Genomic DNA, 26,620 nt, shown 5'->3' with positions numbered 1-26,620 from the left:
TTTAAAAAATAAATTATAACTATGAAAATTTTACTGGTTCTTTTTCTTTTGCCGTTAAAGCTTTTGGCACAAGATGTTACCGGTGTTTGGACGGGTACACTTTATAGCGATACAACAAAACAATATTTAAAATATGAGTTGGCAATAAGTGAAGATAATAGAAAACTTAGCGGTTATTCTTACACTATTTTTTTAATTGACAGTATTGAAAATATTGGTATAAAATCTATAAAAATAAAAAGATCCGGTAATCATTATTTTATAGAAGACAACAAGCTTATTGATAATAATTATAGTCAACCCCCGGCAAAAGGAGTTAAAACATATAGTGATTTGGTATTGTCAGAGACCGATAGCACTTTAATACTTAGCGGCCCCTGGAAAACCAACCGCACTAAGTTTTATGAAAGTATTACGGGTAATATTCTGCTTCATAAGAACAAGAAAATACTGGAAACTTTAATCATTCCCAAATTAATAAAATTAGGCCTTGCAAATACTTTGTCTTTTATGCGATACGATACCTATTCAAAGGATTTGACAATTAAAGGTAAGCCCGTGATAAATCCGGTGGAAAATAAAAAGCCTGATCAGAATCTTGAAAAAGATAACTCAACGGAGAAAAGCACTTCTTTTAATTCTCCCGGTAAGAAAGAAATGGAAAGCAAAGTTAGACCAACTTACACAGACACACAAAATGTAGCCACTATCAATAAACCTGCTTTAAATAACCAGATAAATAAAAGTCCGGGAAAGGATATTATAAACAAGAATCTTTCTGCAGATAACAAACCTTTAAACTCTTCGGAAAATAAAAAAATTCAAGGTAAGGCTAAACAGGTTTACGACAGCAGCTCTTTAAATATTACATATAATGCGGATCAAAAGAATCGACCCGATAATAATAAAAACGTAATTGAAGATTCTGACTTACATAAAAAAAGTGATACAACATTTTTAAGAAATAATGTAGCTATCAATAAAAAGGAACCTATAAAAACCATCAATAAAAAAGATAAGGAAATAGTAACGGAACGTTCATTAATCACTAAACCGGGTATCTCCAAAAAAGATGTATCAAAAATTCCATCAATAAATACAGAAAGCGGAGAGAATAAAAGCAAAAAGAAAAATGATCAATTGATTACTGCAAAAGATCTTTCCACGAATAAGGAAGTAATTCATCCTTATGCACCTCCCGTTATTAAGGCCGCTGCAGAAATTTCTTCAAGACAAATTGAAACCGTGAGAAGTGTGAATATAAAAAATGACAGTTTACTACTTACACTTTATGACAATGGAGAAATTGATGGCGATACGGTAAGTGTCTTATTGAATGGAAAGGTTATATGGCCAATGCAAGGCCTTACGGCTAACGGAATAAGTAAAACAATTTATCTTACGCCTCAGATGGGCGATTCTCTTGAATTAATTATGTATGCCGAAAATCTTGGAAGCATTCCTCCTAATACCGGGCTACTTGTTGTTCATGATGGGGATGCTGTTTATGAAATTCGTTTCAGTGGAGATCTTAAGAAAAATTCTGCAATTATTTTAAAAAGAAAGAAAAAATTAAATTAGTTAAACTGCGTTTAGTCATGACCGATATATTAAACTATACCGAAAAGGAAATTGCAATAAAGCTTACACAATTTTCTCATGGGGCCGGCTGCGGATGTAAAATATCACCACAGGTTTTAGACAAAATATTACACAGCAATCTTGTATTTCCTGATAATAAAAGATTAATAGTTGGTAACGATACCAAAGATGATGCAGCTGTTTATGACCTTGAAAACGGAACAGCGTTGATAGCAACAACAGATTTTTTTATGCCAATCGTGGATGATCCTTTTGATTTTGGCCGCATTGCTTCAGCTAATGCTATCAGCGATGTATATGCAATGGGGGGGAAGCCTGTTCTTGCTATAGCAATTTTAGGATGGCCTATAAACAAATTATCGCCGGAGGTTGCCCAAAAAGTTATTGAAGGCGCAAGAAGTATTTGCCTCGAAGCGGGAATTTCTTTAGCCGGTGGACATAGTATTGACAGCCCTGAACCAATTTTTGGACTCGCTGTAAATGGACTAATATCGATTGAAAATATCAAACAGAATAACAAATCGAAGGAAGGTGATTTACTTTTTTTAACGAAGCCTCTTGGCGTTGGAATTTTAACGACTGCAGAAAAGAAAGGGCTGCTCCTGGAGGAACATAACGGTATAGCAGCCACGCAAATGATGCAATTAAATAAGATCGGAGAATTATTGGGTAAAATGGAAAATGTGCATGCAATTACCGATGTAACCGGCTTTGGTCTATTAGGGCATTTGGTGGAAATGGCAGAAGGAAGTGGACTGAGTGCTGAAATATATTTTGATAGTATACCAGTTATTACTAAAGCAATAAAAGCTTATGTAGAGAATGATTGTATTCCGGGAGGAACAACCAGGAACTGGGATAGTTATGGAGAAAAAATAGGTTCGGTTACTAGCTTCCAAAAGGCCCTGTTGGCAGATCCACAAACCAGCGGCGGGTTATTAATTGCAGTAGATGCAAGTGAGGTTTCGAAAGTGCAAAGTTTATTTGCACAACATGGTTTAAATAAATTCATAAATCCTATTGGAAAATTTATTTCTAAAAATGAGAAGGTAATTATTGTAAAAAATTAAAATGAATTTTAACGATTGGATTGGAAGCCTTGGGGTTGCCATATTATTACTGGCATTTGTTTTAAACCTTACCAATAAGATTTCGAGGTCTGGATCAGCCTATTTAATAATGAATTTTATGGGAAGCGGCCTGGCCGCTATTGCATCATTTCTTATAAATTATGTTCCTTTCATAATATTAGAAATTGCATGGATGATTGCATCATTATTTGGAATATGGAAGCTCTATATAAAAAATACTTCACGAAGAAAATTGTTATAATGCATCAATTATTTTCGAAAGTTTTTGATCCTTTTCTGTAACTGTATTTCCTGCATCGTGAGATGATAACCAGATTTCCACTTTGTTATATTCATTTGTCCATTTCGGGTGATGGTCCATTTTTTCTGCTGCTAATGCAACACGAGTCATAAAAGCAAAAGCCTCAGAAAAATTTTTGAATTCAAATTTTTTATGAAGTGAATTATTTTGTTCCTGCCACATAAATTAAATTATTTTATTAAAAGATCAGATGTTGTTTATTTTTTATTTTTTCATTGGTTAGTTCTGTAATGAGTTGAACAGAAGGTATTGTTCTTATGGAGCTTGTAAGCAAACCTACATCATCATCATGCATAATATCGTCTTTAATAAGCCACAAAAAATCGAGGTGCTTAAATTCGGGCAATAAATATTCTCCATCATCTTCATTGTTATATAAATAATGTTTTATGGTACCTGCCTGTTCACCATATTCGTAAATAGGGAAAAAATATTTACGTGCTTTTTTATTTAATTGTATTTCTATACTATTATTTATTCTGAAATTGAAATTCAACATTTGATTGAGGTGCCAGCAAAACCGGTATTGTTCAATAGGCGCTACAATACCCAGCAGACGTGTATCTGCAAAAAATTCTTCTACCATTACATCGTTATCTATCCTAAGCTTCATTATTAAAACCGGGTTGCTTCACTTAAAAAACAATTTTAAAATTTAATTCATCTTTTCCCCTCATTACAGTTACTGTTGTTGAGTCTCCCTTTTTATATTTACTTAAAACATTCATATAGGAATTTAAATCAGTAACGGAATTTTCGCCCAGCTTAATAATAATATCACCTTGCTTCATTCCTGCTTGCTGAGCCACTTTTCCATCTATTATACCATCAGCACGAACGCCTTTGCCGCTAAAAGTATAATCAGGCATAATGCCTAATGTTACGGTAAAGCGTTTACCCTCGAGCTTAGGCTCACGCGTTTTTAAAAAGGAAAGTTTTCCAAGTTTATTGGTTTCTTCAATTACATGATAGATATATTTAATTACATCAAGTTCACCAGTAAAATTTATTTTATCTACATCATCACTTGGCTTGTGATAGTCTTTATGTATTCCTGTAAAGAAAAATAAAACAGGAATATTTTTTAAATAAAATGAAGTATGATCGCTTGGCCCAATCCCGCTCGAATCAAATTTTACACTAAATGCTTTTGTTTTTTCGTCTAAAATATTTCCCCAGGTTGGTGAGGTTCCAAATCCGCCAACTGTTATGGTATGCGAACTATCATTTAACCTTCCTACCATATCAGAATTGATCATATAATTTGCAGAGCTAAGATCGATTGTGGGATGTTCGGTAAAATATTTCGAACCAAACAAGCCCAACTCTTCGCCTGAGAAGCAAATGAAAAGATAATTGTTGTTTTTGAGTTTTGACTTTTTTAGCATTCGGGCAAGTTCAATAACAGCAGCAGTTCCACTGGCATTATCATCTGCTCCGTTGAAAATAGCGGGCGCACCTGTCCATAAAGAATTATGATCTTCTCCATATCCGAGGTGATCATAATGAGCACCAATAATTATCGTGTTGGCGGCACCGTTATTAACGAAGCCACTTACATTATGGCCGGTTCTTTTTTTGTCACCGAATGCTACTTTAAGATTTATTTCAAAGTCGGAAGTCTTATCATTTAAAAATTTTTCAGTCACATCCTTTGTAATAAAAACCACGGGTATTTTTACAGGCTCCACTTTCTCTTTGCTTTCAAAATTTAAACCATCGTCTATTGTATTAGTATTATAAACAATTACGGCTGTGGCTCCTTTAGCGGCAAAATCAATCGTTTTGTTTTTTATTGCTTCTTCAAGATCGAAATGCGGGTTAGTTTTATTTTGTTCAAGAATATCTTTTATATCCCAAAACCACGGGCTGCCTTTCTCAAGCAAAGAAGGAGACGCATTTGCTTCCACTGAACCCTCGGCACTAAAAATAAGGGGAAAAAAATCCTTTTCAACAGTAAGCGTGTTGCTGTTTATAGCAAGGCGAGTTGAAGGAAGAATTTGCTTTCCTTCGTTTATTTCAAAACTTTGTAGGAAAGAATTATTATCGCCCTTCGGGGTTAATCCTATTTTTTTAAATTGATCTGATAAATATTCGTACGCCAGCTTTTCACCCGGCGTTCCTGTTTTTCTTCCTTCAAGCTTGTCACTTGCGAGATAACCAATTTCGTTATGAAGATTATCAATTATAATTTTATCAGATTTCTTTAACCTTTGCGCAGCAACAACCTGTGTAAAAAGGATTAAAAAAAATAAAGCGTTTTTCATTTCGAATACAAATTTTTTGAAAACAAAAATAATATGAATAACCCAGTGAAGTAAATGATAAAAAATTTAACTTTTAAATCTCTTTTCTAAATTCGTAAGGCTCTCGTATCAGTTACTTTTAAATTTACCGATTATTACTTCGTAACTTGAACAAACAAATAAATATTGCATTAGTAGGAAATCCCAATAGCGGTAAGAGCTCATTATTTAATTCATTAACGGGCTTAAACCAGAAAGTTGGAAATTTCCCAGGGGTTACGGTAGATAAGAAAACAGGGATCAGTAAAATTTCTGAAAAGATTTCGGCCAAAATAATTGACCTGCCCGGAACTTATAGCTTATATCCAAAAAGAAATGATGAATGGGTAACTTATAAAGTTTTAATGGATGACGATAAGGAAGTGAAAGCTGATATTATCGTCCTGATTGCTGACGCTTCCAACCTTAAAAGAAACTTACTTTTTTGCTCCCAGATAATAGATCTTAAAAAGCCTGTGGTTGTAGCGCTAACGATGATGGATATTGCAAAGAAAAACAACATCCAGGTGGATATCCCGGGCCTGGAAAGAGAATTGGGAATATTGGCAATACCTGTAAATCCCAGAAAAAATAAAGGAATTCTCCAGCTAAAAAAAGCTATTGAGCAAACCGCGGAAAATATAAATAAGATTCCTGAACGTGATTTCATTAATGCAAATTCATTCGCTCCCGAGGCAATTAAAAAGGTGCAAAAAATTTTCCCTGAAATTAGCGATTACAGGGCTATTCATTATTTGATTAATCATGAATCATTTGCGCTGGAACAACCAATTCAGGAAGCCATAGGGAATATTGAGATAGAAACGAATTTTAATCCATCAAAAACACAGGCTGAAGAAATATTACAACGTTATGGAAAAATAAAAACGATTATGCAACAAACGGTAGTGGAGGCTGATCCATTACACAAAGCTTTATTTACCCAGAAGCTTGATGATATTTTGTTACATCGCACGTGGGGGTATGTTATATTGATAGGCGTTCTTTTCTTGTTATTCCAAAGTATTTTTTTGCTGGCACAATTTCCAATGGATGGCATTGAATGGACTTTTGCAAAAGCCGGCGGCTGGCTTGGAAATGTTTTGCCACCAGGCTGGTTTAGTGATCTTTTTATAAATGGACTGCTTGCTGGCCTCAGCGGGATATTGGTTTTTGTTCCACAAATAATGATTTTATTCGGGCTAATCACTTTATTGGAAGACACAGGTTATATGGCAAGAATAAGTTTTTTAACGGACAGGGTTATGCGTAAAGTTGGCCTGAATGGAAAAAGTGTTATGCCAATGATAAGCGGGTTCGCCTGCGCAGTTCCTGCAATTATGAGCGCACGAAACATAGAGAATAAAAAAGAACGGTTGCTGACTATTATGTGCACGCCATTAATGAGTTGCAGTGCCCGTCTTCCGGTGTATACCGTATTAATTGCATTGGTTATTCCTAATAAAAATTATCTTGGCTTTATAAGTTTGCAGGGTTTGGTTATGATGTTAATGTATTTGACAGGAACAGTAATGGCACTGGTTTCGGCTTACGTGATGAAGTGGTTTATAAAAAGCAAGGAAAGAAGTTTTTTTATATTAGAACTCCCGGTTTATCGCGAACCAAGATGGAAAAATATGTTTTACACTATGGTAGAAAAAGCCAAGGTGTTCGTATTTCAGGCGGGGAAAGTTATTATGGTAATAAGTTTGTTGCTTTGGTTGTTAAGTTCGTACGGGCCGCCTGCAAAAATGAAAATTGTTTCAGAAAAATATGCATCTCTCAACCAGCAGCAGCCGGAGAAGTCAACTGAATATGATAAATTAAAAAGAACAGAATTGCTGGAAAATTCATATGCAGGAATCTTAGGTAAAACCATTGAACCTGTTATCAGGCCTCTTGGTTATGACTGGAAGATTGGTATCGCTCTCATTACATCTTTTGCTGCACGGGAAGTGTTTGTGGGCACCATGGCAACACTGTACAGCGTGGGCGATGCTAAAGATGAAAATAATGCAACGCTCCGTCAAAAAATGAACGCTGCAGTGAGATCAGACGGAACCAAAGTATATACACTTGGCACTGGTTTGTCTCTTTTAATTTTTTATGTATTGGCCATGCAATGTATGAGCACGCTCGCGGTTGTAAAACGTGAAACGCATAGTTGGAAATGGCCACTCATTATGCTAACGTATATGACCGGCCTGGCGTATGTAATAAGTTTTATAACATATAATTTGTTTAAATAAAACATTTTCGTTTGTTTATGGGAGATTTCCAGCAAAGCCATCTAATCGTTTTATCTTTCTCAACGCTCCTTTGTCTATATGTTTTACTTTCTTTTTAAAAAATTTTGAGCTCTTCAAATTGGATGGTTGTCTTCGGTAAAAGAATAATTCTTAATGATGATTCAGCGTTATTCGTTTCTAATACCATTTATCACAAAATATTCCCACTCATAAATTTTTAAAAAATATTTTTCTTTATTCAAAATATTCCAAATCCTTATTTGGCGAGGGTTCTATTGCGCGAACAGAAATATTTAATGGCGGCTACCTTAAAAAAGCAGGTATTATGTATTGCATAGTATTATAAAACAATATATCTTTGTGTAAGAAATGAAAATTTAAGAAGGTTAATTCGAATAAAATTTAAAAAAAATGAATATAGATAACACTGCAAGCCAAATGCGAAAAGGGGTATTGGAATTTTGCATTTTGTCTGTTATAAAATTGGGGGAAGCTTACCCCAGTGATATTATAGATAAAATGAAAGCCGCCAATCTCAATATTCTGGAAGGCACTCTTTATCCACTGCTAACCAGGCTTAAAAATGCTGACTTTCTTACCTATAGATGGGTGGAAAGTAATAGTGGACCTCCACGTAAATATTTTTCGTTAACAGATAAAGGCGCCGAATTCTATAAAGAGCTTGAAAGTACCTGGCTGGAACTTGCGAATGCAGTAGAAGAAATAACCGGTAAGAAAAATTAACCAATTCAACTTCAACAAAAAATAAAAAGATAGTCATGAAAAAAGTAATTAATATAAATTTCCAAGGAGCTGTAGTTCCTATTGAGGAAACTTCTTATGAATTGCTGAAACAATATACAGAAAGCTTGCGCCAATATTTTGCTAATGAAGACGGACGGGATGAAATTATAAATGATATTGAAAGCCGTATCAGCGAGTTGTTTCAGGAACGATTGAAGAAAGGTTCTACCTGCATAACTGATGATGATGTAAACGCCATTATTAAAAATATGGGCCGACCCCAGGATTTAGAAGATGCTGAAGGTGGCGAGCAAGAAGCCACTAAAGAAAAAACAACTAACCAGAAAGAAGAAAGTACTTTCCAGGATAGCTGGAACTGGAAAGGTCCCGGCAAGCGCTTGTACCGCGATGAAAACCATAAAGTATTGGGAGGTGTTTGTAGCGGTATTGCTGCTTACTTCGGCATCGATCCTGTAATTGTAAGAGTATTATTTATCGTTTCCGGAATTGGATTTTTACTATATCTCCTTTTATGGATATTTGTTCCGGGTAGTAATATGCTTGTAAATGGCGTTCGCAAAAGATTATACCGTAATCCCGATGGAAAAATAATCGGTGGAGTTTGTAGCGGAATGGGCAGTTACTTTAATGTAAATCCATGGTTGCCCAGGATCATCTTTCTAATTCCATTTATTTCTTTCTTTTTTAGATGGGGTCATGTTGGTCCGCTTACTTTTCCAAATTTTCTCAGTTTCTCTTTCAGCCCCGGCACTTTTATAATCTATATCATTCTATGGTTGGTAATACCAGAAGCAACTACTACCTCAGAAAAGCTGGAAATGAAGGGAGAAAAAGTAGATCTTACTTCAATTAAAAACTCAGTGGTAGAAGAAATGAAAGGTGTAAAAGAAAGAGTTAATAAACTGGGTATGGAAGCGGGGAATATCGCAAAGGAAAAAGGGAGCGAAATTGGAAAGGAAATGCAATATGCGGCAAAGAGAACCAGTGGCGCTCTTGGTAATATAATCGTAACCCTTTTTAAGATTTTTGCATATTTCGTTTTAGGCTGTATTGCCTTAGCACTTATTATTGCTTTGTTTTCTATAGCAGTTGTGTCAATTGGATTATTTCCCTTAAAAGCATTTGTGCTCACTGATGGATGGCAAAGTGTGCTGGCATGGGGAACGTTAATCTTTTTTATAGGAGTTCCGGTAGTAGGCGTTATCACGTTTATAATAAGGCGAATTGCCAAAATAAAGAGCACGAATAGAATGATGCGCTTTTCTTTCTTAGGCTTGTGGATTTTGGGAATTATTTGTTTTGTGTCATTGATCGCTTCGGTTGGTAATGACTTCAGGAGAAGTAGTTCGATTACTGAAGAAAAGATAGCCTTAACCAATCCTGGTGTTCAAAGCCTTGAAGTGACCTCATTCAACAATAACAGGTATTATAGAAGCGACAGTTGGTTTCGGTTTGAGCCCTTTGCTAATTTCGATGACGATACTGTTTTCATCGGTAATGTGAGGATTAGAATTGAAAAGTCACCTACGGATAGCTTCGAGGTTGGCCTTATAAAAATGTGTAGCGGCGATACAAGGAGAGATGCTGATACATTGGCTGCTCTCATTAATTTTAATATATCACAAAGTGATTCAATATTGTTTTCCGATAGAGCAATTTCAATTAATACCAAAGACAAATTCCGTAATCAAAGCGTGGAAGTTATTGTGTACGTTCCGGTAGGCCATCGTATCAAAATCAATAAAAATATGAGTTATAACAGGATAAGAATAAATGGGCCATGGTGGAACAACAATGATTGGTATGACTGGGAGAATAACGATGATTACGATTACAAATATGATGAAACATATATAATGAAAGAAGATGGCTTATATACCTTAGATGGCATCCCGGCAAACAAAGAGAGTGATTACCGCAGAGACTGGAACTCTGACTACGATGAGGACCAAAACCCTGGCACGCTTCCTAATGATCAAAATTACCGATACAATCAGCATGATAAAATTGATTCATTGAGCAATGCCAAGAAATTGCAAATAGAAAAAATACAGGCTTCCTTGGATTCCTTAAAAAAAGAAAAAGAAAAAGAAGATACCAGGTTAAAAGATTCCTTAAATAATGCAAAGGAAAAACTGGAACAAAAAATTGAGAAGCTGGATGCAAAAACCGGAGCGTCAGCTTACATACGCATTGATAAACCGTCGTACAATTTTGTTATGCACATATAATTCGCTGAAACTTTTTAAGGTTGAAGTTGAAAGAAGGGCTTCATGTTTCGTACATGGGGCTCTTTAGTTTTATGGTATATATCTCCAAAACAATTTGGTTTTAAAATCAAAATCGGCATAACCTTAATTTTCGCATAAATTTGCACGCCTTAAAAAATTTTATGAAGAAAACTCCTTTCACCCAAAAACATATTCAGCTTGGAGCTAAGATGGCAGAATTTGCAGGATATAATATGCCTATCAGCTATACGGGTATTAATGAAGAGCATGCGACAGTTAGAAAAAACGCAGGTGTTTTCGATGTAAGCCACATGGGGGAATTTATTTTGAAAGGAGAAAAAGCGCTGGCGCTTATTCAAAAAATTACCAGCAATGATGCATCAAAGCTTACTGCCGGAAAGGCCCAATACAGTTGCTTTCCAAATACAACCGGAGGTATTATCGATGATCTTATCGTCTATTGCATAGAAGAAAACAAGGTGTATATGCTTGTTGTAAATGCTTCTAATATTGACAAGGATTGGGAGTGGATTCAGAAAAACAACAATGAAGATGTCGAATGCCACAATGTTTCCGACAAAACATGTTTATTGGCTATTCAGGGTCCTAATGCAACTAAAATATTGCAGCCACTAACTGAGATAGACATTATGAATCTTAAATATTACACATTTTTTAAGGGCAAATTCGCAGGAGTAGATAATGTTTTAATAAGCGCAACAGGCTACACGGGTTCTGGCGGAGTAGAAATTTATTTTGAAGATAAGGAAGGAGCTGCAGGTATTATCTGGGATAAGATTTTCGAAACAGGAACTCCTTTAGGACTTAAACCAATAGGCCTGGCTGCAAGAGACACGTTAAGGCTTGAGATGGGATATTGCCTCTATGGAAATGACATAGACGATACAACCTCTCCACTAGAAGCCGGGCTTGGATGGATAACAAAATTTACAAAAGATTTTACGGCAAAAGAATTTTTAGAAAAACAAAAGACAGAAGGGATAAATAGAAAGCTGGTTGGTCTTGAAATGGTGGAAAAGGGAATACCAAGAAAAAATTACGAAATAAAAGACAGTGAGGGCGCTGCGATTGGACGAATAACCAGTGGAACTCAGGCTCCCTCGCTAAATAAAGCAATAGCAATGGGATATGTTGATATAGCTTATTCCAAAATTGATACGCAAGTTTATGTAAAAGTTAGAGACAAATTACTTACAGCGAAGGTTGTAAAGATGCCCTTTGAATAATTTGCCAAAACAGTAAGCGTTTATATTAATGAAAGCAGAAAAAAACAAACTTCCTTCACTTAGTACCTGCCTTTCTCCGTCTTTATTGCATCTATACGATGTAAGTAGCAGCATAGTCGTAATAATTGATATCTTAAGAGCCACTTCTACTATTGCAACTGCACTTTACAACGGAGCTAAAAGTATTATACCAGTTGACAGTGTTGCTGAATGTATAAAGCTTGGTAAGCAAATGGATGTAATAACAGCGGGCGAAAGAGACGGTAAAATTGCAGATGGATTAAAGTATGGTAATACTCCGTTACAATACCAACCTGAATTTATTAAAGGAAAAACTTTGGTGCTTACTACAACCAACGGAACACGGTTATTACATATGGCATTAGCGGAAGGAGCCCAGGGAATTATCACCGGCTCATTTTGTAACCTTTCTGCAGTTTGCGATTATTTAGCCGTTCAAAAGAAAAACGTAATTCTTGCTTGCGCAGCCTGGAAAGATCGGGTTAATATTGAAGATACTTTATTTGCCGGAGCAGTTATAAGTAGGATAAAGAATAATTTTCATCAAAATTGCGATGCAAGCCAAATTGCTGAAACTTTATATCACCAGGCAAGTAACGATCTTTTTGCATTCATGAGAGATAAAAACGCCTCTCATTACCTGCGATTAATGGGTTATGGCCTTGCAGAAGATATTAAATTCTGCCTCACTACGGATAATGCCAATATCCTTGTTGTGTATGAATCCGGAAGACTCCTGCTACGTTAAAATGTATTTAAACAGCATCAAATTTTGCAAAAAACCCATTATCTAAAGTCACAGCCCACTAATTTTTCATACTTTTGCAAATTGACCTTTTTTAACTGTAAACGGCAGATCGATACCTGCAAAAATGTAAACAGAAGACATCTTGGCCCTACCTCATTTAATCAAATATGTTTATAATTCCGGAACTGATGAAGTAATTCGCAGGGGGAAAAAAATTCATTCTTCAGGTTATGTTGAATTAGTTGAGCATGATGAATTAATGCATACCGTTACTTTTAGAATTAAGGATGACAGTTACGCAACTTTTTATAAAGTAACGGTTCAAAAGTATGATGATCCTAAGTCTCTTTCTGTACGATGCACATGCCCGTACAACTTAGGCGATATATGCCGTCATGAGGCGGCAGCTTTATTCCAGTTACAGGATCTTGTAGACAGAAATTTGCTCACATCAGATAATATTTCTGTATACAATCAAAAGCACACTGTTATTAAAATGAAGTTTATTGATCTGAAAACTATCAGGATGCTGACAGGGCCAGACAACTATGAAGCAGCTGAAGTTATACTCAGAACCAATAAACTAAATATACTCAGCGCCAAAAATGAAAGAGTAGAAGCAAGTCTTGATATTGATGGAGAAAAATATTATTTGATTGTTCAAAAAAACGAAGAAAAGAATTTTGATACCTCCTGTACCTGCAGCGAAAACTTACACGCTTTATGTGAACATAAAACAACCTTGTTTCTTCACTTGTTAAATGCTTATGGCCCTTATTATTTTGATTCTATTCGAAACTGGGATAAAGAAAAGAATAAGTTACTTGAACTTTACGGCTATAGTTTAAATGAGGAACTCTCCGGCAAATTCGAATTCATTTATAAAGATGGTAAGCCATTTCTAAAAGTTCTTGATCCCTCAATTAAAAAAATAACTCCTGTTACTTCCAATTTCCCAAAGAGTTATGAACCGGTAACTCAATCGGCGGAAATTGCTATGGCTGTGGCAGTAAAGCGCAAAAAAGTAGCCATTGTATTTAATGCAAATCAAAAAGAATTTCCATTTTTTTCAATTGACGCCATACAGGGTGATTATGATGAAGACGGAGAGAAATTTATTGGCCGTGTTGAAAAGCTCGACCTTGGCAAATTTATTAATACAGATGTTTTTTCGATTAAGGACAAACAATTGATACAGCAAGCCCGAAAGCTACAGCAATCAGAAATTAATAAATATTTAAACCGCAATTCACCCTTTAGTGGTTTTTGGGAAAATATTATTCAACAGGAAAATGAAGAACTTCCTGAAGAAACTAAGTTGCTTATTACCGAATATATTCACCCTAAGCTAAAAAAGATTTTCCAGGAGCAGAATATTACCTTGTATTTACCTGCAGGAAAAAAATTTAATACAGAAAATTTGCAAAGCGTTGTTACTTCAGATGTACATCCTTTTGTACAGTTTGAGGTAGCAGTGAAAGACGATGAATATTTTTTGAATGCCGCCATTAGAATTAATAACGAAACTCTAAAAGCAAGCGACAATCAATGGGATAATTTTTTATTGTTTTTATACGACCAGGAAATCTTCTTATGGAAAAAGGCAGAGGATGCACTTATCGCCAAAAAATTTAATAAAACGCTTCATATATCCGAAAACGAATGGCCTTCTTTTTTAAAAGAAGTAATAATGCCGCTTACAAAAGAATATGAAGTAAAATTTGATGATCAGTTAGTAAAAGAAACTAAAGATGGCCAACCGGACATAAGCCTGATGCTTATAGAAAAGGGAGATTACCTCTTATTTCAACCCGTATATAGTTATAAGGGATTCAATGTCAGGCCGGGCGATAAAGAAACCATTATAGTTCCTGAAGATGGCAAAATATTGATGGTGCATCGGAATAAAGAAGCCGAACAGGAATTTCACAATAAACTTGCCGGCTTACATTCTCAGTTTTCAACTAAAGAAAATGGAAGCCTGGTTTTAAAGGGAACCGATGTACTTAAGAATAACTGGTTTTTTCTATTTGTGGATGCCATGAAAGAAATGAAAATCCCTGTATCGGGATTTAATGCATTAAAAAATTTCCGGTTTAACACCGCTAAACCATCTACGCAAATCCATTTGAGCAGTGGCCTGGATTGGTTTGATGCAAAAATTGAGCTTTCTTTTGGCGAGCAAAGAATTGGCATCTCTGAAATAAAAAAGGCTTTAATAAATAAGCAATCTTTTGTACAACTAAACGATGGCTCCCTCGGGATACTTCCGGACGAATGGATAAATAAATATTCGCTGCTTTTTAAGGTTGGCCAGGGAAAGGAAAATAAACTCAGGCTTTCTAAATTTCATCTTAGCGTAATAGATGATTTATATGAGAAAAGAGATGAAAAAGAACTTTCTTTTGAATTAGACGAAAAATACGCACGGCTAAGAAATTTTAAAAGTATCCCCGAAACTGAAGTGCCGCAAGAGTTAGAAAATAAACTAAGGCCTTACCAGGTTTCAGGATTTAACTGGCTTAATTATCTAAAATCTGTGGGCTGGGGCGGTATTCTTGCAGATGATATGGGATTAGGGAAGACGGTTCAGGCTTTGAGCATGTTAAGCCATTATGCAAAAGAGGAAGGCGGTTTAAAAGCTTTGGTAGTATGTCCCACCACACTTATTTATAATTGGGAGAATGAAATAAGAAAATTTACGCCATCACTTACCTGGTGCATACACCATGGAAGCTTACGTACGAGGAATCCAGCGGATTTTGAAAATTATAATGTAATAATTACCACCTATGGAACTTTAAGAAGCGACATTCAGTTAATGATGAAGATTTTATTTGATTATGTAATCCTGGATGAATCTCAGGCAATCAAAAATCCTTCTTCTAAGGTTACTAAAGCTGCTTGTTTACTTACTTCAAAAAACAGGCTGTGTATGAGTGGTACGCCATTACAGAATAATACTTTTGACGTATATGCTCAAATGAATTTTTTAAATCCCGGCCTGTTGGGTTCTGTCGAATTTTTTAGGAATGAATTTTCAACCCCCATTGATAAATTTGGTGAACAGGAACAAAAAGACCACCTGCGTAAACTCCTTTATCCGTTTATACTTCGCAGAACAAAAGAGCAGGTAGCTAAAGACCTCCCCGAAAAAACAGAAACTATCCTTTTTTGCGAAATGGAGGATGAACAGAAAGAAGTGTATGATGCGTATCGAAATGTTTATCGCGATAAAATTATGGGTGTAATTGAGGGAGAAGGAATTGATAAATCTCAGCTCACTATTTTGCAAGGATTAATGAAGCTACGGCAAATATGTGACAGTCCTGCTATCCTTAACGAAGAAGAAAAATACCCTAATCATTCGATCAAGCTTGACGAGCTTACAAGAGAAATAACTGAAAATATTGGCGAACATAAAGCCCTTATATTTTCCCAGTTTCTTGGCATGCTCGCATTAATTAAAGAAAAACTAACAGAAAATAATATTGAATTTGATTATTTCGATGGAAGTACTCCTCCTCAAGAGAGAGAACGTTCTATTCAAAATTTTCAAACAAACGATAATTCCCGTGTGTTCCTTATTTCTCTTAAGGCTGGGGGCGTAGGGCTCAACTTAACTGCTGCAGATTATGTTTATATTGTTGACCCGTGGTGGAATCCCGCGGTTGAGCAGCAGGCGATAGATAGAACCCATAGAATAGGACAAACTAAGAATATTTTTGCCTATAGAATGATTTGCAAGGATACAATTGAAGATAAAATTTTGCAGCTCCAGGAACGCAAACGTACCCTTGCAAAGGAATTAATTTCTGATGACCAGACTTTCGTAAAAAGCCTTAGTAAAGAAGATGTAGAATATCTCTTCAGTTAAGAATTAAGAGGTAATAAAATCCTTTAACCTTTGAAATTCTTTTTTATTGCCTGATTCAAAAAGTGCAATAAAATTTTTTGAAAGAGTGCTGAAGAACACTGAGAAGGCGGTTTTTTTTTGGTAAACTTGATTTTTCATAAAACTTGGTTTTAAAGAGGATTATTATATTTATTTCTGTACTCTAAAGTAAAAACATAGTCCCTTCTTTTGCAATAGCATAACCACTCAATTCCTGTTTCCGTAAATTCCGAAAGCATTTCATTTCCAAAATTCTCACCATGTCTTTTTCTGATTATAGGATTTATAACGGCTTTTAGTATAATGCCTGATATTATAAAATTCCGGGTTTTGCGTTAGTTTCCCAATGAAACCTTTTACAATACAACGGATTTGATCCATAGAACCAGTAAGATTTTTAATGTTCATAATAAGGAATTGGAAAATATAACGCATCAAATTAAAAAATTATTGTACCTAAGCTCAGTCTATTTAACGTGCGTTAGCTTTTTATTGCTGTAGTCAGGGCACAAAAAAAGGCAATTCGTAAAATATGGTTTTACAAATTACCTCTTACAAATTTTCTGAAAACTTTTTATTCGGTTCTTTCTAATTTTTTATTCAATCTGATAACACCTGTGGCATCTGATTCGATATTATACCAGTTTTTATTGTCTTCTAACACTATGTTATAAGTTACATTTTCACTATTGGAAACCTCTGTTATCCCAAATATTTTTTTACCAGGATATTTTTCATTCACTTTTGCCCTGATAGCGGGTGGAAGATTCTGTTCGGTATAATATCTTGTTGTGCTTAACAGGATTCCATCCGGGCTGTAATCAATTCTGCAGGAAGAGTTATCCGGGTTAGTAAAATATACTTCATAATAATTATCAAAAGTGTACCATGAAGGTTTTTTAACTTCCGGAAATGCTTCATGAAAAACTTTTAAAACTTTTTCAGTTACAAGAGATTTTGGAGCTGCAAAAACTGATGTTGCTGACACTATTGTTACAAGACATGCAAAAAAGATCTTTTTCATACTTTAATTTTTATTGGTTAAGGAATCGGAGGTAAAATTAGGAGTCTTTATAAAAGCGGGCAAGCAATTTGGTATCGCCGGTAATTCAGTGTGGGAGAGGCTTTCGTTAATGTAACGTTAACGAAAAAGATGAAGCATGGAAATAAGAAACTGAAGTCATAATTTTTATAGGTAAACACGTATTTAAATTAATCTAAAACGTAAAAATTAATTATCATTTTTTTTAAAAATATGGATAAATGGCATTTGTGATTTGAGAACTATAAGATTATATATTGCATCTTCAAAACCTTTTATGTTTCAGTAACTTTGTGCTATGCAGGTATATTTAGAGGGATTAAATGAGCAACAGCGCGAAGCTGTGCTACACCGCGATGGGCCTATAATGATTGTTGCAGGTGCTGGTAGCGGTAAAACGAAAGTACTTACTACGCGGATTGCTCACTTATTAGCAACAGGGGTAGATCCATTCAATATTTTAGCGCTCACTTTTACCAACAAGGCTGCGGCAGAAATGAAAGAACGTGTAGAACACATTCTTGGGAACAACGAAGCAAGAAATATTTATATAGGCACCTTTCATTCAGTGTTTGCAAGGATATTACGGGCAGAAGCAGAAAAACTTGGCTATCCACGCAACTTTACGATTTATGATACTGATGATGCAAAAAGTGTTGTAAAAACGGTAGTAAATGAATTGGGTCTTGATGATAAACATTATAAACCCAATACAGTTTACAACCGGATATCTTCTGCAAAAAACGCATTAATAACTCCTGAAGAATATATAAATGATTACGGACTTCAGCAGGAAGATATGCGGTCAAACCGGCCAATGATTGGCCAAATATATGATGCTTATTGTAAGCGCTGTTACAAAAACGGCGCAATGGACTTTGATGATTTGCTTTTGAAATTTTATTTGCTTTTGAAAACCCATCCTGAAAGCCTGAGCAAATACCAGCGAAAGTTTAAATACATAATGATTGATGAATACCAGGATACCAATACCGCCCAATACCAGATTATAAAACTATTGGGGGCCATGCATGAGAACGTGGCAGTAGTGGGTGACGATGCTCAAAGTATTTACAGTTTTAGAGGTGCTACTATTGAAAATATTCTGCAGTTTCAAAAAGATTATGATGAAGTTAAGGTGGTTATGTTGGAACAAAATTACCGCAGCTCTCAAAGTATACTTCATGTGGCCAACAATGTAATTGCCAACAATAAAGGACAGCTTCCCAAAAAGCTTTGGACCAGCAATGCAGAAGGAGAAAAAATAAAACTAGTGCGTACCGCTACCGATAACGACGAGGGAAAATATGTCGCCGACGCCATACAGGAACAGAAGCTGCGCAATCATTACCGGAATAATGATTTTGCTATATTATACAGAACCAATGCACAAAGCAGGAGCTTTGAGGAAAGTCTTCGCCGCATGAACATTGCTTACAGAATTTATGGGGGTATTAGTTTTTATCAAAGAAAAGAGATCAAAGATTTTCTTAGTTACCTGAGAGTTATTTTAAACCCGGGGGATGAAGAAGCGTTGAAACGTATTATCAATTTCCCCGCCAGAGGAATCGGAAAAACAAGTGTCGAAAAAGCAGTTCTCTTTGCAAACCAGAATAATGTTTCTATGTGGAACGTGCTGGGACAGGCTGCACAGTTTGGTTACAAGGCATCCACGCTTGAAGTGATCAACAACTTTGTCATCATGATAAAGATGTTTCAAAGTGAATTGCAGAAAAAAAATGCTTACGATCTTTCCATACTTGTTGGCAAAAATACCGGGCTGGTTAAGGAACTTTTTAATGATAAAACTACAGAAGGTCTTGCCCGTTATGAAAATATCCAGGAGTTACTCAACTCAATTAAAGAGTTTACAGAAACGCCTACGGAAGATGGTGAGCTATTAGATAAAAGCCTTGGAAGTTATCTTCAGCAAATAACTCTTTTAACTGATGCTGATGATGATAAAGGAGAAAGCGATGTGGTTAAATTAATGACTATTCATGCCGCAAAGGGGCTTGAATTTCCTGTTGTTTTTGTTGGAGGCTTAGAAGAAACGCTATTTCCTAACGCAATGTCAATTAATACCCGGGAAGAGCTGGAAGAAGAAAGAAGATTATTTTATGTAGCGATTACAAGAGCCAAGCAAAGGCTTTGGCTAACGTATGCGAATACACGATATCGCTTTGGCAATCTTACACAAAATGATCCAAGCAGGTTTATTGAAGAGCTGCCTGAAGAACGACTTGATAGGGCTTTTGCCGGAGGGAATATGCGTAATAATCAAAGTAATCAATGGAATTCATTTGATAAAGCAAAAACTGGTTTTCGTACATCATCACAGGAGAATCGTAGTGCTACAAAGGAAAAGCCAGCCTACATGGTTACCTCGCCTGTTGTAAAAATAAAAGAACATACACCCACGGAGGGATTTACACCAAGTGACACCAGCAATTTGCAGGAAGGGCAAAAAATCGAACACCAGAAATTTGGATTTGGAGAAGTTATAAAAATGGAAGGTGCGGCTCACAACCCAGTGGCAACGGTAAAATTTGAACATAATGGCGAAAAGAAAATTATGCTGAACTATGCTAAACTTCGTATTGTAGAATAAAATTTAAATAAGCACACTTTCGTAAAGCGGAAAAAATATAATTATAGGCGTTACTTAACACACCCGGTGTTACTATTCAACCCAATATTATTAGCTTTGTAGACTCAATCTTTTATTATGATAAAAACAGGAAATACACTTATCAGCATTTATACCGAAATGACTCCTAACCCGGAAACAATGAAATTTGTTGCGAACAAGCTTTTATACCCTGGGAAAAGTGTAGACTTCCAGGATGAAGAAAGTGCTAAGGCTTCCCCCCTCGCTATGGAGTTATTTAGCTTTCCTTTTATAAAATCGGTATTTATTGCCAGCAATTTTGTTACGCTGACAAAAACAAATGAAACTGAAGACTGGCAGGATGTTATTCCTTCGATAAAACAATTTTTAAAAGAATATCTCGAAGAAGGTAAAATTATAATTAATGAGGAAGAAATAGCATCAAGAAAAACAGTAAGCTCTAATGAAGTAAGTCTCGACGATGGTGATGTCGTAAAGCGGATAAAAGAATTGCTCGAAAATTATGTAAAGCCGGCAGTGGAAATGGATGGCGGCGCCATACAATTTAAAAGCTATGAAGATGGTAGAGTAAATTTAATGTTGCAAGGCAGTTGCAGCGGCTGCCCCTCTTCGATGATTACTTTAAAAGCGGGTATTGAAGGAATGATGAAACGTATGATTCCGGAAGTTAGGGAAGTAGTAGCGGAGGCAGATTAAATTTTTTTTTCAACACTATAACAGGCATCTTATCAAAGGATGCCTTTTTTATTTCATTGTATACTATTTTTGACAATCAACATTTTATTTGAGTCTTTCAGAAATTTACCGCCAGTTTATATCCGACATGCAGCATACTTCTTTGCTGGAATACATTGCCGTATTCTTTGGAATAGCAAGTGTATGGTATAGCCGTAAAGAAAATATTCTAGTGTACCCGGTAGGGTTAGTAAATACCATTATTTACGTTTATATAAGTGTAAATGGAAGTTTATTGGGAGAAGCTTCCGTTAATTTTTATTATACCGTTATGAGTATATATGGCTGGATTTTATGGGCAAGAAAAAATCAACAACAGGAGCATATTGTTTTAATTACAAGTTCGGACCTAAAGGAATGGTTGAGGCAATTACTTTTCTTTACCGTTTTTTATATTGGCATATTCAGCGGACTTACGTATCTGAAAAAAGATTTTGCTCCGGGCGCTATTCCATGGGCTGATGCATTTGCGAGTGCCACAGCGTTTACGGCTATGTGGTTAATGGCCAGGAAAAAAGTAGAAAGCTGGTATTGGTGGATTGCTACTAATGTTGCGTCTATTCCTTTGTATTTTGTAAAGCATTATGTATTTACGAGTATTTATTATATCATCCTCTTGATAATGGCTTTTTGGGGATTAAAGGAATGGATAAAAAGAGCAAAAAAACTCGTTGTTGCAAAAGAAGAAATACCTGAATGGAAACAATAAAAAAATTCGTAGTTATTGGTCCTGAATCAACAGGCAAAAGTACTTTATGCACCCAGCTTGCAGAATATTATAAAACTATTTGGGTGCCGGAATATGCACGCGAATATCTTGAAAAAAATGGAACAGAATATTCGTATGATGATCTACTGACTATTGCAAAAGGACAAATTGATTTGGAAGAATCCTTCGACAAGCTCAGGATGACAAACTCTTTATTATCTGTCACTCATCCTTCGCCACTTCTTTTTATTGACACTGATATGTATGTAATGAAGGTTTGGTGTGAATTTGTTTTTAATAAATGTCATAACTGGATATTAAATCGTATAGCCGGGCGGGGTTATGATGGTTATCTTCTCTGTGATACTGATCTGCCATGGGTTAAAGATAATTTACGAGAGTATCCTGACGTAGGCACAAGGAATAAATTGTACCATTTTTATAAAGACCTGTTAATTAATCAATCGGTGCCCTGGGTTGATATAAGTGGTAGTTATGAAGAAAGATTTGAAAAGGCGATACTGTTTATAAATGCCCTGACTGAAGAATAAAAAAAAGACTATTTAATCAATTCCTTTATATCAGGATCTGTCTCAAGATTATTCATCTGCCGCAATATCCACGGATAACGGGAAGCCACATGAGCAGACAATGGTTTTATCGTGTATCCCTTAGGGTTAGGCAGGCAGGCGGCTATTAATGCAGCCTGTTTCCTTGATAGATCTTTTGCATGCTTATTAAAATAATGCTCGGAAGCAGCTTCTACTCCAAATATTCCTTCTCCCATTTCAGCTACATTCAGGTACATTTCAAGAATCCGCTGTTTACTCCAAAAAGTTTCTATCATAAATGTAAAGTATACTTCAAGTCCCTTTCTCAAATAACCGCCATGCTGCCAAAGAAAAACGTTTTTTGCAACTTGCTGGCTTATGGTACTTGCACCACGCAATGATTTACTTTTTCGATTATGCTTCATTGCTTTTTGAATACTTTTAAAATCGAAGCCGTTATGATCGGGAAATAATTGATCTTCACTTGCCATTACCGAGAGCTTTACGTTAGAGTTCATTTCGTCGAACTTTACATACGTTCTATGTAGCCCATGGCCCTGTAGCAGGCTTCCGATTTGTGTAAGAGTAATTGGCGGGTTTATCCATTTGCAAAATAAAATGTACAATACAGAGAAGAGAAACCCGTAAACGATGGTTTTCAAAATGATTCGGAAAATTCTTTTTGCTAATCCTCTTTTATTTGTTTGTTTGGCCAATAAATCAATTTTTATTTCACAGCAATATATTCCAGGGTATATTTTTTACCAAGTAACTTATTTCTGCCGCTGGATTTTGCAAGAAGATAACCGATACCTGCAAGCAGGGCTGCTCCTCCCACAAGATAAGGACTTGCATAATATCTTGTTTTTGGTTTCGTAAATAGCCAGGTTCCCAGGCCAACTGTTGTTAGCAGTGTTCCTCCCCCTAGTAAAGCTCCACCTGAGCCGGACCAATTAAATTTTTTATTTCCAAATCTTCCAAATCCTGTTATTTCTTTATAATTAACAGCAAAGGGATAAGTACCTAACGTGTCGAGAATATATACACCAAGGCTGGTTGGCACCTGCTTTATATCATACTGAATAAGAAATAAAGAATCGTGATTTATTGATTCTATAAAGGCATCATAATATCTTGTTGATGTGTTGAAAATTATTTCATTGCCAGGAAAAAACGTTTGTATTGTACGGTTATTTTTTTTCAGAATTAGTAAATCAGATGACTGCGCTTCGCATGAAACAAATGAAAAAAATCCGATACAAAATAGAAATAAGGTTTTCATTGATTGAGGTGTTTTTTTACAAAGAACAACACGCCCAAAAGCAATACTGTACCAAAGATGAGTAGTATTAAACCCGAAATTTTATTAATAAGCCTTATGTTATGGACAGTAAGTTTGGACCTCAGTTTTCCTGCGAGTTTCACTTTTGCAACATCGGCACTCATATTTATAAGAAGTGTAGTTGTAAAAATAATAATGCGCTCTTTCACCGTATGGGTAACGGCAATAGCTGTAGCGGCAGTGAGCCAAAAAGCAATAACAGCAGGATTTAGTGTGTTTAGTAAAAACCCCTGTATTGCAATTTTTGCATGGTCGCTTGCTTTTAGCGGAGGTAAAGAAACATCTTCAGGATGTAACGGAACTTTTTTGAAAAAAAGATAATGCACTCCCATTGCAATTAAAAAAAGACTTCCTGTAATGCCAATCGGCTTTTTAAAATCGAGAAGACGTGTTACTATTTCTGAAAAAACATTACTTAAAACCACCAGTAAAAGATCGCTGACCCAAACTCCTATTACAAAACTAAACCCGCCTTCCTTTCCGTTATTAATACTTTGCTTGATGATTGTGAAAATTACCGGCCCTACAGAAATTACCAGTAGCAGGCCCATCGCAAGACCTTTGAGTATTGCTTCAAGAACATCTACCATTTACACGTGTGGTATTTAAGTTTTTAGAAATAGAAGGATTATAAAACTACAATTTAAATTACAACCTATGAAAAGGATAGAATTAATAAAAAGAAAAAATTAAACTTTTTCGCCCGTTAAAAATTTTTGCCAGTCTTCCAGCATTTTTCCTTTTAAGACCCTGGGAAACTTATGCTGGCCGCCAACCTTGCCTTTGGCTTTCATAAAATTCATAAAGGTTTGTTCACTTAGTACGTCAACAATAATTTCTTTGAGTGCATGTTTTCGCTCTACTTCATAATCATCATTGAGTTCTTTAAGCCTTTCATCGATCATGATTTTTAAGTTTTCGGAATTTACATTGTCATCAGTTGAGATGAACCAATGGTGGGCAAAAAAGTTGCCATAAGGTACACCGGCTACAGTAAACTCGCCAATGGAAATATTAAGTTCTTCACTTACAAGTTTAATGGCCTCGTTCATATTTTCCACGCTCAGGTGTTCTCCAACGAGGCTTAGAAAATGCTTCGTTCGCCCGGTTATAACTATTTCATTTTTTTCGAGATCGACAAACTTAACGGTGTCGCCAATCAAATACCTCCAGGTGCCGGCATTGGTGCTTATAAGAATTGCGTAATTTTTATTTTCTTCTACCTCGTGAATCATCAACACTTCAGGATTTGCAACCATATTGCCTTCGCTGTCAAAGTTTTTATAGTCGAATGGAACAAACTCAAAAAAAATATTATTATTGAGAGCGAGTTTCATCCCTTTAGCATCTTGCCTGTTTTGATAAGCAAGAAATCCTTCACTGGCAAGGTAAGTTTCAATATAAGTAATGGGCCTGCCTAAAAGTTTATTAAATCCTCTTTTATATGGCTCAAGAGCTACGCCACCATGAACATAAAAGGCCAGGTTAGGCCATATTTCATGAATATTTTTCAAGTTGTAACGTTCGATCACTTTTTCCATGCAAAGTTGAACCCATGCAGGTACCCCCACCAAAAAGGCAATATCCCATTCAGGGGCTTTTTCAACTATTTCATCCAATTTTTTTGACCAATCTGTATTTTTTGCAATTTTTTTCCCGGGTTTATACATGCTCTGAAACCAGAAAGGAATGTTTTTAGCTTGTATTCCGCTAAGATCACCAGCATAATATGTGGCAGATTTTTGTAAATGAGTACTGCCCCCAAGCATCAGCCAGCCCTTACCTACAGAAGATTTCGGTACATTATTATACGAGGCAAGGCTTATAAGTTGTCGAATACTGGTTAGCGTATTAGCCCTTATCAATTCTTTTGTAATAGGAATATATTTACTGGAAGATTCGCTGGTGCCACTACTTAAAGCAAAAAACTTAATTATACCGGGCCAGCACACATCCGGCTTCCCATCCAGTGCCCGATGCCACCATTCATGAAAAATTTTGCTATAGTTATAAGTTGGTACTATTTGTTGAAAAGCCTTACCTGGATGCTTGCTTAAGAGAATTTCGTCGAAAAGATATTTTTGACCAAATTCCGTAAAACGGGATTTTCTCAACAATTTTATAAGCACCTTCAACTGTTGCCGCTTGGGCGAACTTACTGGTATATTAAGTGCTCTTGAAATTGATTTTGGTAATTTGAATTCTATTAATGCCATTCAATTATTAAGTTGAGAGTAGAACAAATTTAGTGAATACTAAACGTCCATGTAACATTAATTTATAAGTGGTTTGTAACAGTAAAGCTATAAAAAAAATATTGTAAAAATTGCCGCTTGATAAGTGGGAGTTGCCGTTTGCTAAATGGAAGAATTTTTTTAAAGAAAAAGATAAATCTTAGCGCTCTGAAAGCCCTGGCAAATTGGACTTTCGCAACGAAAAGAAAATATTATAACAGATTTCTGGGAATAAAAAGTGTGTGTAGTTTTTAATCAGGAGGCTCCCGGCTCGTTTTGGCCGGGAGTTTTATTTATCGGGAGCCTGGAAATGTTGCCTTCTTTTAACACAATTTTTCAAACTGATATAACTTTCTTTCGGGGCTTATTTCTAAATTATTTATCGCGATAGAAAAATTACACTAATTTTATCCTAATTACGGTTAACCTATCTTTACATCAGGTAAACTGGATTCTTTCCGGATAATGCCCCTAAATAAAAATTAAATTACAATTCTTAATGTATAATCACATCTGGAAAAAATATCTACCCATTATAAGGATATTAATGAAGAAATCTGCCACAGAAGACCAGGTTCTGGACCTCAACAGGGTAGATTTTGAAAGAGCCGGTACAGGTCGAAAAGCCGGATATAAATTTACTATTGAATTTACAGATGGGAAAGTTGGAAATGTCATAAGTGGTTCAGCACTTGCAATGAATCTCGCATCTGTGATTCTAGAGGATGATAGCGCGAAGCAAATCATTAGTGAAAATAACTATGAACTAAGCCTCAATACTAAGTTTCAGCTATCTGTTAGGAACGTAAGTGCTGCAATTGATAGAACTCCCGCGAAAAAGAAAGGCAAAACTGCTGAGGAAGAAACAGAACAGTAATGATTGAAGAATCCTCGAGAATTCGATCTTCTATTTCAAGATGCCAATTTCGAAAAGAAAGAT

At 35.7% G+C, this 26,620-nt stretch carries 23 protein-coding genes; 14 read left to right on the top strand and 9 right to left on the bottom strand.

Going from position 1 to position 26,620, the window contains the following annotated elements:
* The first annotated feature begins 21 nt into the window (after positions 1 to 21).
* From FW778_RS08130 to FW778_RS08120, 3 genes are read left to right on the top strand one after another with little or no spacing between them, the layout of a single operon-like run.
* On the top strand, positions 22 to 1,581 hold the full coding sequence (locus tag FW778_RS08130) for a hypothetical protein (RefSeq protein ID WP_150414099.1): 1,560 nt from the start codon (positions 22 to 24) through the stop codon (positions 1,579 to 1,581).
* A gap of 17 nt (positions 1,582 to 1,598) precedes the next feature.
* Positions 1,599 to 2,672 carry a selenide, water dikinase SelD gene (selD, locus tag FW778_RS08125; RefSeq protein ID WP_150414098.1) on the top strand — a complete coding sequence of 358 codons (1,074 nt, stop codon included), beginning with the start codon at positions 1,599 to 1,601 and terminating at the stop codon, positions 2,670 to 2,672.
* A gap of 1 nt (position 2,673) precedes the next feature.
* The gene (locus FW778_RS08120) at positions 2,674 to 2,934 is read left to right on the top strand and encodes a CBU_0592 family membrane protein (RefSeq protein WP_150414097.1); all 261 of its coding nucleotides are present in this window, start codon (positions 2,674 to 2,676) and stop codon (positions 2,932 to 2,934) included.
* Here the strand turns inward: FW778_RS08120 and FW778_RS08115 are convergent.
* From FW778_RS08115 to FW778_RS08105, 3 genes are read right to left on the bottom strand one after another with little or no spacing between them, the layout of a single operon-like run.
* Positions 2,929 to 3,156, bottom strand: a complete 228-nt coding sequence (locus FW778_RS08115; RefSeq protein ID WP_150414096.1) for a 4a-hydroxytetrahydrobiopterin dehydratase — start codon at positions 3,154 to 3,156, stop codon at positions 2,929 to 2,931. The genes FW778_RS08120 and FW778_RS08115 overlap by 6 nt on opposite strands.
* 16 nt (positions 3,157 to 3,172) lie before the next feature.
* A complete protein-coding gene (locus FW778_RS08110) occupies positions 3,173 to 3,607 on the bottom strand; it encodes an IPExxxVDY family protein (RefSeq protein WP_150414095.1) in 435 nt (144 codons plus the stop codon).
* 22 nt (positions 3,608 to 3,629) lie between these two features.
* Positions 3,630 to 5,261, bottom strand: a complete 1,632-nt coding sequence (locus FW778_RS08105) for a M20/M25/M40 family metallo-hydrolase (protein ID WP_150414094.1) — start codon at positions 5,259 to 5,261, stop codon at positions 3,630 to 3,632.
* A 146-nt stretch (positions 5,262 to 5,407) separates the two neighbouring features.
* Here FW778_RS08105 and feoB point away from each other — a divergent pair, with 146 nt between their 5' ends.
* The 6 genes from feoB to FW778_RS08075 all read left to right on the top strand — a co-directional run bounded on the left by feoB (position 5,408) and on the right by FW778_RS08075 (position 16,417).
* A complete protein-coding gene (gene feoB, locus FW778_RS08100; RefSeq protein ID WP_150414093.1) occupies positions 5,408 to 7,528 on the top strand; it encodes a ferrous iron transport protein B in 2,121 nt (706 codons plus the stop codon).
* 411 nt (positions 7,529 to 7,939) lie between these two features.
* The gene (locus FW778_RS08095; RefSeq protein ID WP_150414092.1) at positions 7,940 to 8,272 is read left to right on the top strand and encodes a PadR family transcriptional regulator; all 333 of its coding nucleotides are present in this window, start codon (positions 7,940 to 7,942) and stop codon (positions 8,270 to 8,272) included.
* A gap of 35 nt (positions 8,273 to 8,307) precedes the next feature.
* Positions 8,308 to 10,524: a PspC domain-containing protein gene (locus tag FW778_RS08090; protein ID WP_150414091.1), complete on the top strand. Its 2,217-nt coding sequence runs from the start codon at positions 8,308 to 8,310 to the stop codon at positions 10,522 to 10,524.
* Between the two features lie 161 nt (positions 10,525 to 10,685).
* A complete protein-coding gene (gcvT, locus tag FW778_RS08085; protein WP_150414090.1) occupies positions 10,686 to 11,771 on the top strand; it encodes a glycine cleavage system aminomethyltransferase GcvT in 1,086 nt (361 codons plus the stop codon).
* A 28-nt stretch (positions 11,772 to 11,799) separates the two neighbouring features.
* Positions 11,800 to 12,540 (top strand): 2-phosphosulfolactate phosphatase, encoded by a 741-nt coding sequence (locus tag FW778_RS08080; protein WP_150414089.1) that lies wholly within the window; start codon positions 11,800 to 11,802, stop codon positions 12,538 to 12,540.
* 142 nt (positions 12,541 to 12,682) lie between these two features.
* Positions 12,683 to 16,417: a DEAD/DEAH box helicase gene (locus FW778_RS08075; RefSeq protein ID WP_150414088.1), complete on the top strand. Its 3,735-nt coding sequence runs from the start codon at positions 12,683 to 12,685 to the stop codon at positions 16,415 to 16,417.
* A 273-nt stretch (positions 16,418 to 16,690) separates the two neighbouring features.
* On the opposite strand, the gene FW778_RS23425 is transcribed toward FW778_RS08075, so the two are convergent.
* Together FW778_RS23425 and FW778_RS08070 are read right to left on the bottom strand one after the other, a co-directional pair.
* Entirely contained in the window at positions 16,691 to 16,843 is a 153-nt protein-coding gene (locus tag FW778_RS23425) for a hypothetical protein (protein WP_235906152.1), read from the bottom strand.
* A gap of 166 nt (positions 16,844 to 17,009) precedes the next feature.
* Positions 17,010 to 17,459: a hypothetical protein gene (locus FW778_RS08070; protein ID WP_150414087.1), complete on the bottom strand. Its 450-nt coding sequence runs from the start codon at positions 17,457 to 17,459 to the stop codon at positions 17,010 to 17,012.
* A gap of 316 nt (positions 17,460 to 17,775) precedes the next feature.
* On the opposite strand from FW778_RS08070, the gene FW778_RS08065 reads away from it, so the two are divergent.
* From FW778_RS08065 to FW778_RS08050, 4 genes are all read left to right on the top strand, one after another.
* Positions 17,776 to 20,088 carry an ATP-dependent helicase gene (locus FW778_RS08065; protein WP_150414086.1) on the top strand — a complete coding sequence of 771 codons (2,313 nt, stop codon included), beginning with the start codon at positions 17,776 to 17,778 and terminating at the stop codon, positions 20,086 to 20,088.
* A gap of 117 nt (positions 20,089 to 20,205) precedes the next feature.
* Complete coding sequence (locus FW778_RS08060; RefSeq protein ID WP_150414085.1) at positions 20,206 to 20,805, top strand: NifU family protein; 600 nt, start codon at positions 20,206 to 20,208, stop codon at positions 20,803 to 20,805.
* An 88-nt stretch (positions 20,806 to 20,893) separates the two neighbouring features.
* Positions 20,894 to 21,553, top strand: a complete 660-nt coding sequence (pnuC, locus tag FW778_RS08055) for a nicotinamide riboside transporter PnuC (protein ID WP_150414084.1) — start codon at positions 20,894 to 20,896, stop codon at positions 21,551 to 21,553.
* The gene (locus FW778_RS08050; protein WP_150414083.1) at positions 21,541 to 22,104 is read left to right on the top strand and encodes an AAA family ATPase; all 564 of its coding nucleotides are present in this window, start codon (positions 21,541 to 21,543) and stop codon (positions 22,102 to 22,104) included. Before pnuC ends, FW778_RS08050 begins: the two co-directional genes overlap by 13 nt.
* A gap of 8 nt (positions 22,105 to 22,112) precedes the next feature.
* Here the strand turns inward: FW778_RS08050 and mtgA are convergent, their stop codons facing one another.
* The 4 genes from mtgA to FW778_RS08030 all read right to left on the bottom strand — a co-directional run bounded on the left by mtgA (position 22,113) and on the right by FW778_RS08030 (position 25,662).
* Entirely contained in the window at positions 22,113 to 22,820 is a 708-nt protein-coding gene (mtgA, locus tag FW778_RS08045) for a monofunctional biosynthetic peptidoglycan transglycosylase (protein WP_150414082.1), read from the bottom strand.
* Between the two features lie 11 nt (positions 22,821 to 22,831).
* A complete protein-coding gene (locus FW778_RS08040) occupies positions 22,832 to 23,386 on the bottom strand; it encodes a hypothetical protein (RefSeq protein ID WP_150414081.1) in 555 nt (184 codons plus the stop codon).
* Positions 23,383 to 24,036 (bottom strand): LysE family translocator, encoded by a 654-nt coding sequence (locus FW778_RS08035; RefSeq protein WP_150414080.1) that lies wholly within the window; start codon positions 24,034 to 24,036, stop codon positions 23,383 to 23,385. The genes FW778_RS08040 and FW778_RS08035 overlap by 4 nt, the downstream gene beginning before the upstream one ends.
* Positions 24,037 to 24,135: 99 nt before the next feature.
* On the bottom strand, positions 24,136 to 25,662 hold the full coding sequence (locus FW778_RS08030) for a GH3 family domain-containing protein (RefSeq protein ID WP_150414079.1): 1,527 nt from the start codon (positions 25,660 to 25,662) through the stop codon (positions 24,136 to 24,138).
* Between the two features lie 517 nt (positions 25,663 to 26,179).
* Here FW778_RS08030 and FW778_RS08025 point away from each other — a divergent pair.
* Positions 26,180 to 26,557, top strand: coding sequence for a hypothetical protein (locus FW778_RS08025; RefSeq protein WP_150414078.1), 378 nt, complete (start codon positions 26,180 to 26,182; stop codon positions 26,555 to 26,557).
* Positions 26,558 to 26,620 lie beyond the last annotated feature (63 nt).

The sequence above is a fragment of the Ginsengibacter hankyongi genome (genome assembly GCF_008710285.1).
GTDB classification, from domain to species: Bacteria; Bacteroidota; Bacteroidia; order Chitinophagales; family Chitinophagaceae; genus Ginsengibacter; species Ginsengibacter hankyongi.
The sequence above is the reverse complement of the archived record's forward strand: the minus strand, read 5'-3'. Positions and strand labels throughout refer to the sequence as shown.

Coding starts and splice junctions, on each gene's coding strand:
- FW778_RS08050 (WP_150414083.1), top strand. CDS start 21,541: ATGGAAACAATAAAAAAATTCGTAGTTATTGGTCCTGAATCAACAGGC.
- FW778_RS08130 (WP_150414099.1), top strand. CDS start 22: ATGAAAATTTTACTGGTTCTTTTTCTTTTGCCGTTAAAGCTTTTGGCA.
- gcvT (WP_150414090.1), top strand. CDS start 10,686: ATGAAGAAAACTCCTTTCACCCAAAAACATATTCAGCTTGGAGCTAAG.
- FW778_RS08090 (WP_150414091.1), top strand. CDS start 8,308: ATGAAAAAAGTAATTAATATAAATTTCCAAGGAGCTGTAGTTCCTATT.
- selD (WP_150414098.1), top strand. CDS start 1,599: ATGACCGATATATTAAACTATACCGAAAAGGAAATTGCAATAAAGCTT.
- FW778_RS08060 (WP_150414085.1), top strand. CDS start 20,206: ATGATAAAAACAGGAAATACACTTATCAGCATTTATACCGAAATGACT.
- FW778_RS08095 (WP_150414092.1), top strand. CDS start 7,940: ATGAATATAGATAACACTGCAAGCCAAATGCGAAAAGGGGTATTGGAA.
- FW778_RS08110 (WP_150414095.1), bottom strand. CDS start 3,607: ATGAAGCTTAGGATAGATAACGATGTAATGGTAGAAGAATTTTTTGCA.
- FW778_RS08105 (WP_150414094.1), bottom strand. CDS start 5,261: ATGAAAAACGCTTTATTTTTTTTAATCCTTTTTACACAGGTTGTTGCT.
- FW778_RS08035 (WP_150414080.1), bottom strand. CDS start 24,036: ATGGTAGATGTTCTTGAAGCAATACTCAAAGGTCTTGCGATGGGCCTG.
- FW778_RS08025 (WP_150414078.1), top strand. CDS start 26,180: ATGTATAATCACATCTGGAAAAAATATCTACCCATTATAAGGATATTA.
- FW778_RS08120 (WP_150414097.1), top strand. CDS start 2,674: ATGAATTTTAACGATTGGATTGGAAGCCTTGGGGTTGCCATATTATTA.
- FW778_RS08115 (WP_150414096.1), bottom strand. CDS start 3,156: ATGTGGCAGGAACAAAATAATTCACTTCATAAAAAATTTGAATTCAAA.
- FW778_RS08080 (WP_150414089.1), top strand. CDS start 11,800: ATGAAAGCAGAAAAAAACAAACTTCCTTCACTTAGTACCTGCCTTTCT.
- FW778_RS23425 (WP_235906152.1), bottom strand. CDS start 16,843: ATGAACATTAAAAATCTTACTGGTTCTATGGATCAAATCCGTTGTATT.
- FW778_RS08065 (WP_150414086.1), top strand. CDS start 17,776: ATGCAGGTATATTTAGAGGGATTAAATGAGCAACAGCGCGAAGCTGTG.
- FW778_RS08070 (WP_150414087.1), bottom strand. CDS start 17,459: ATGAAAAAGATCTTTTTTGCATGTCTTGTAACAATAGTGTCAGCAACA.
- FW778_RS08040 (WP_150414081.1), bottom strand. CDS start 23,386: ATGAAAACCTTATTTCTATTTTGTATCGGATTTTTTTCATTTGTTTCA.
- FW778_RS08030 (WP_150414079.1), bottom strand. CDS start 25,662: ATGGCATTAATAGAATTCAAATTACCAAAATCAATTTCAAGAGCACTT.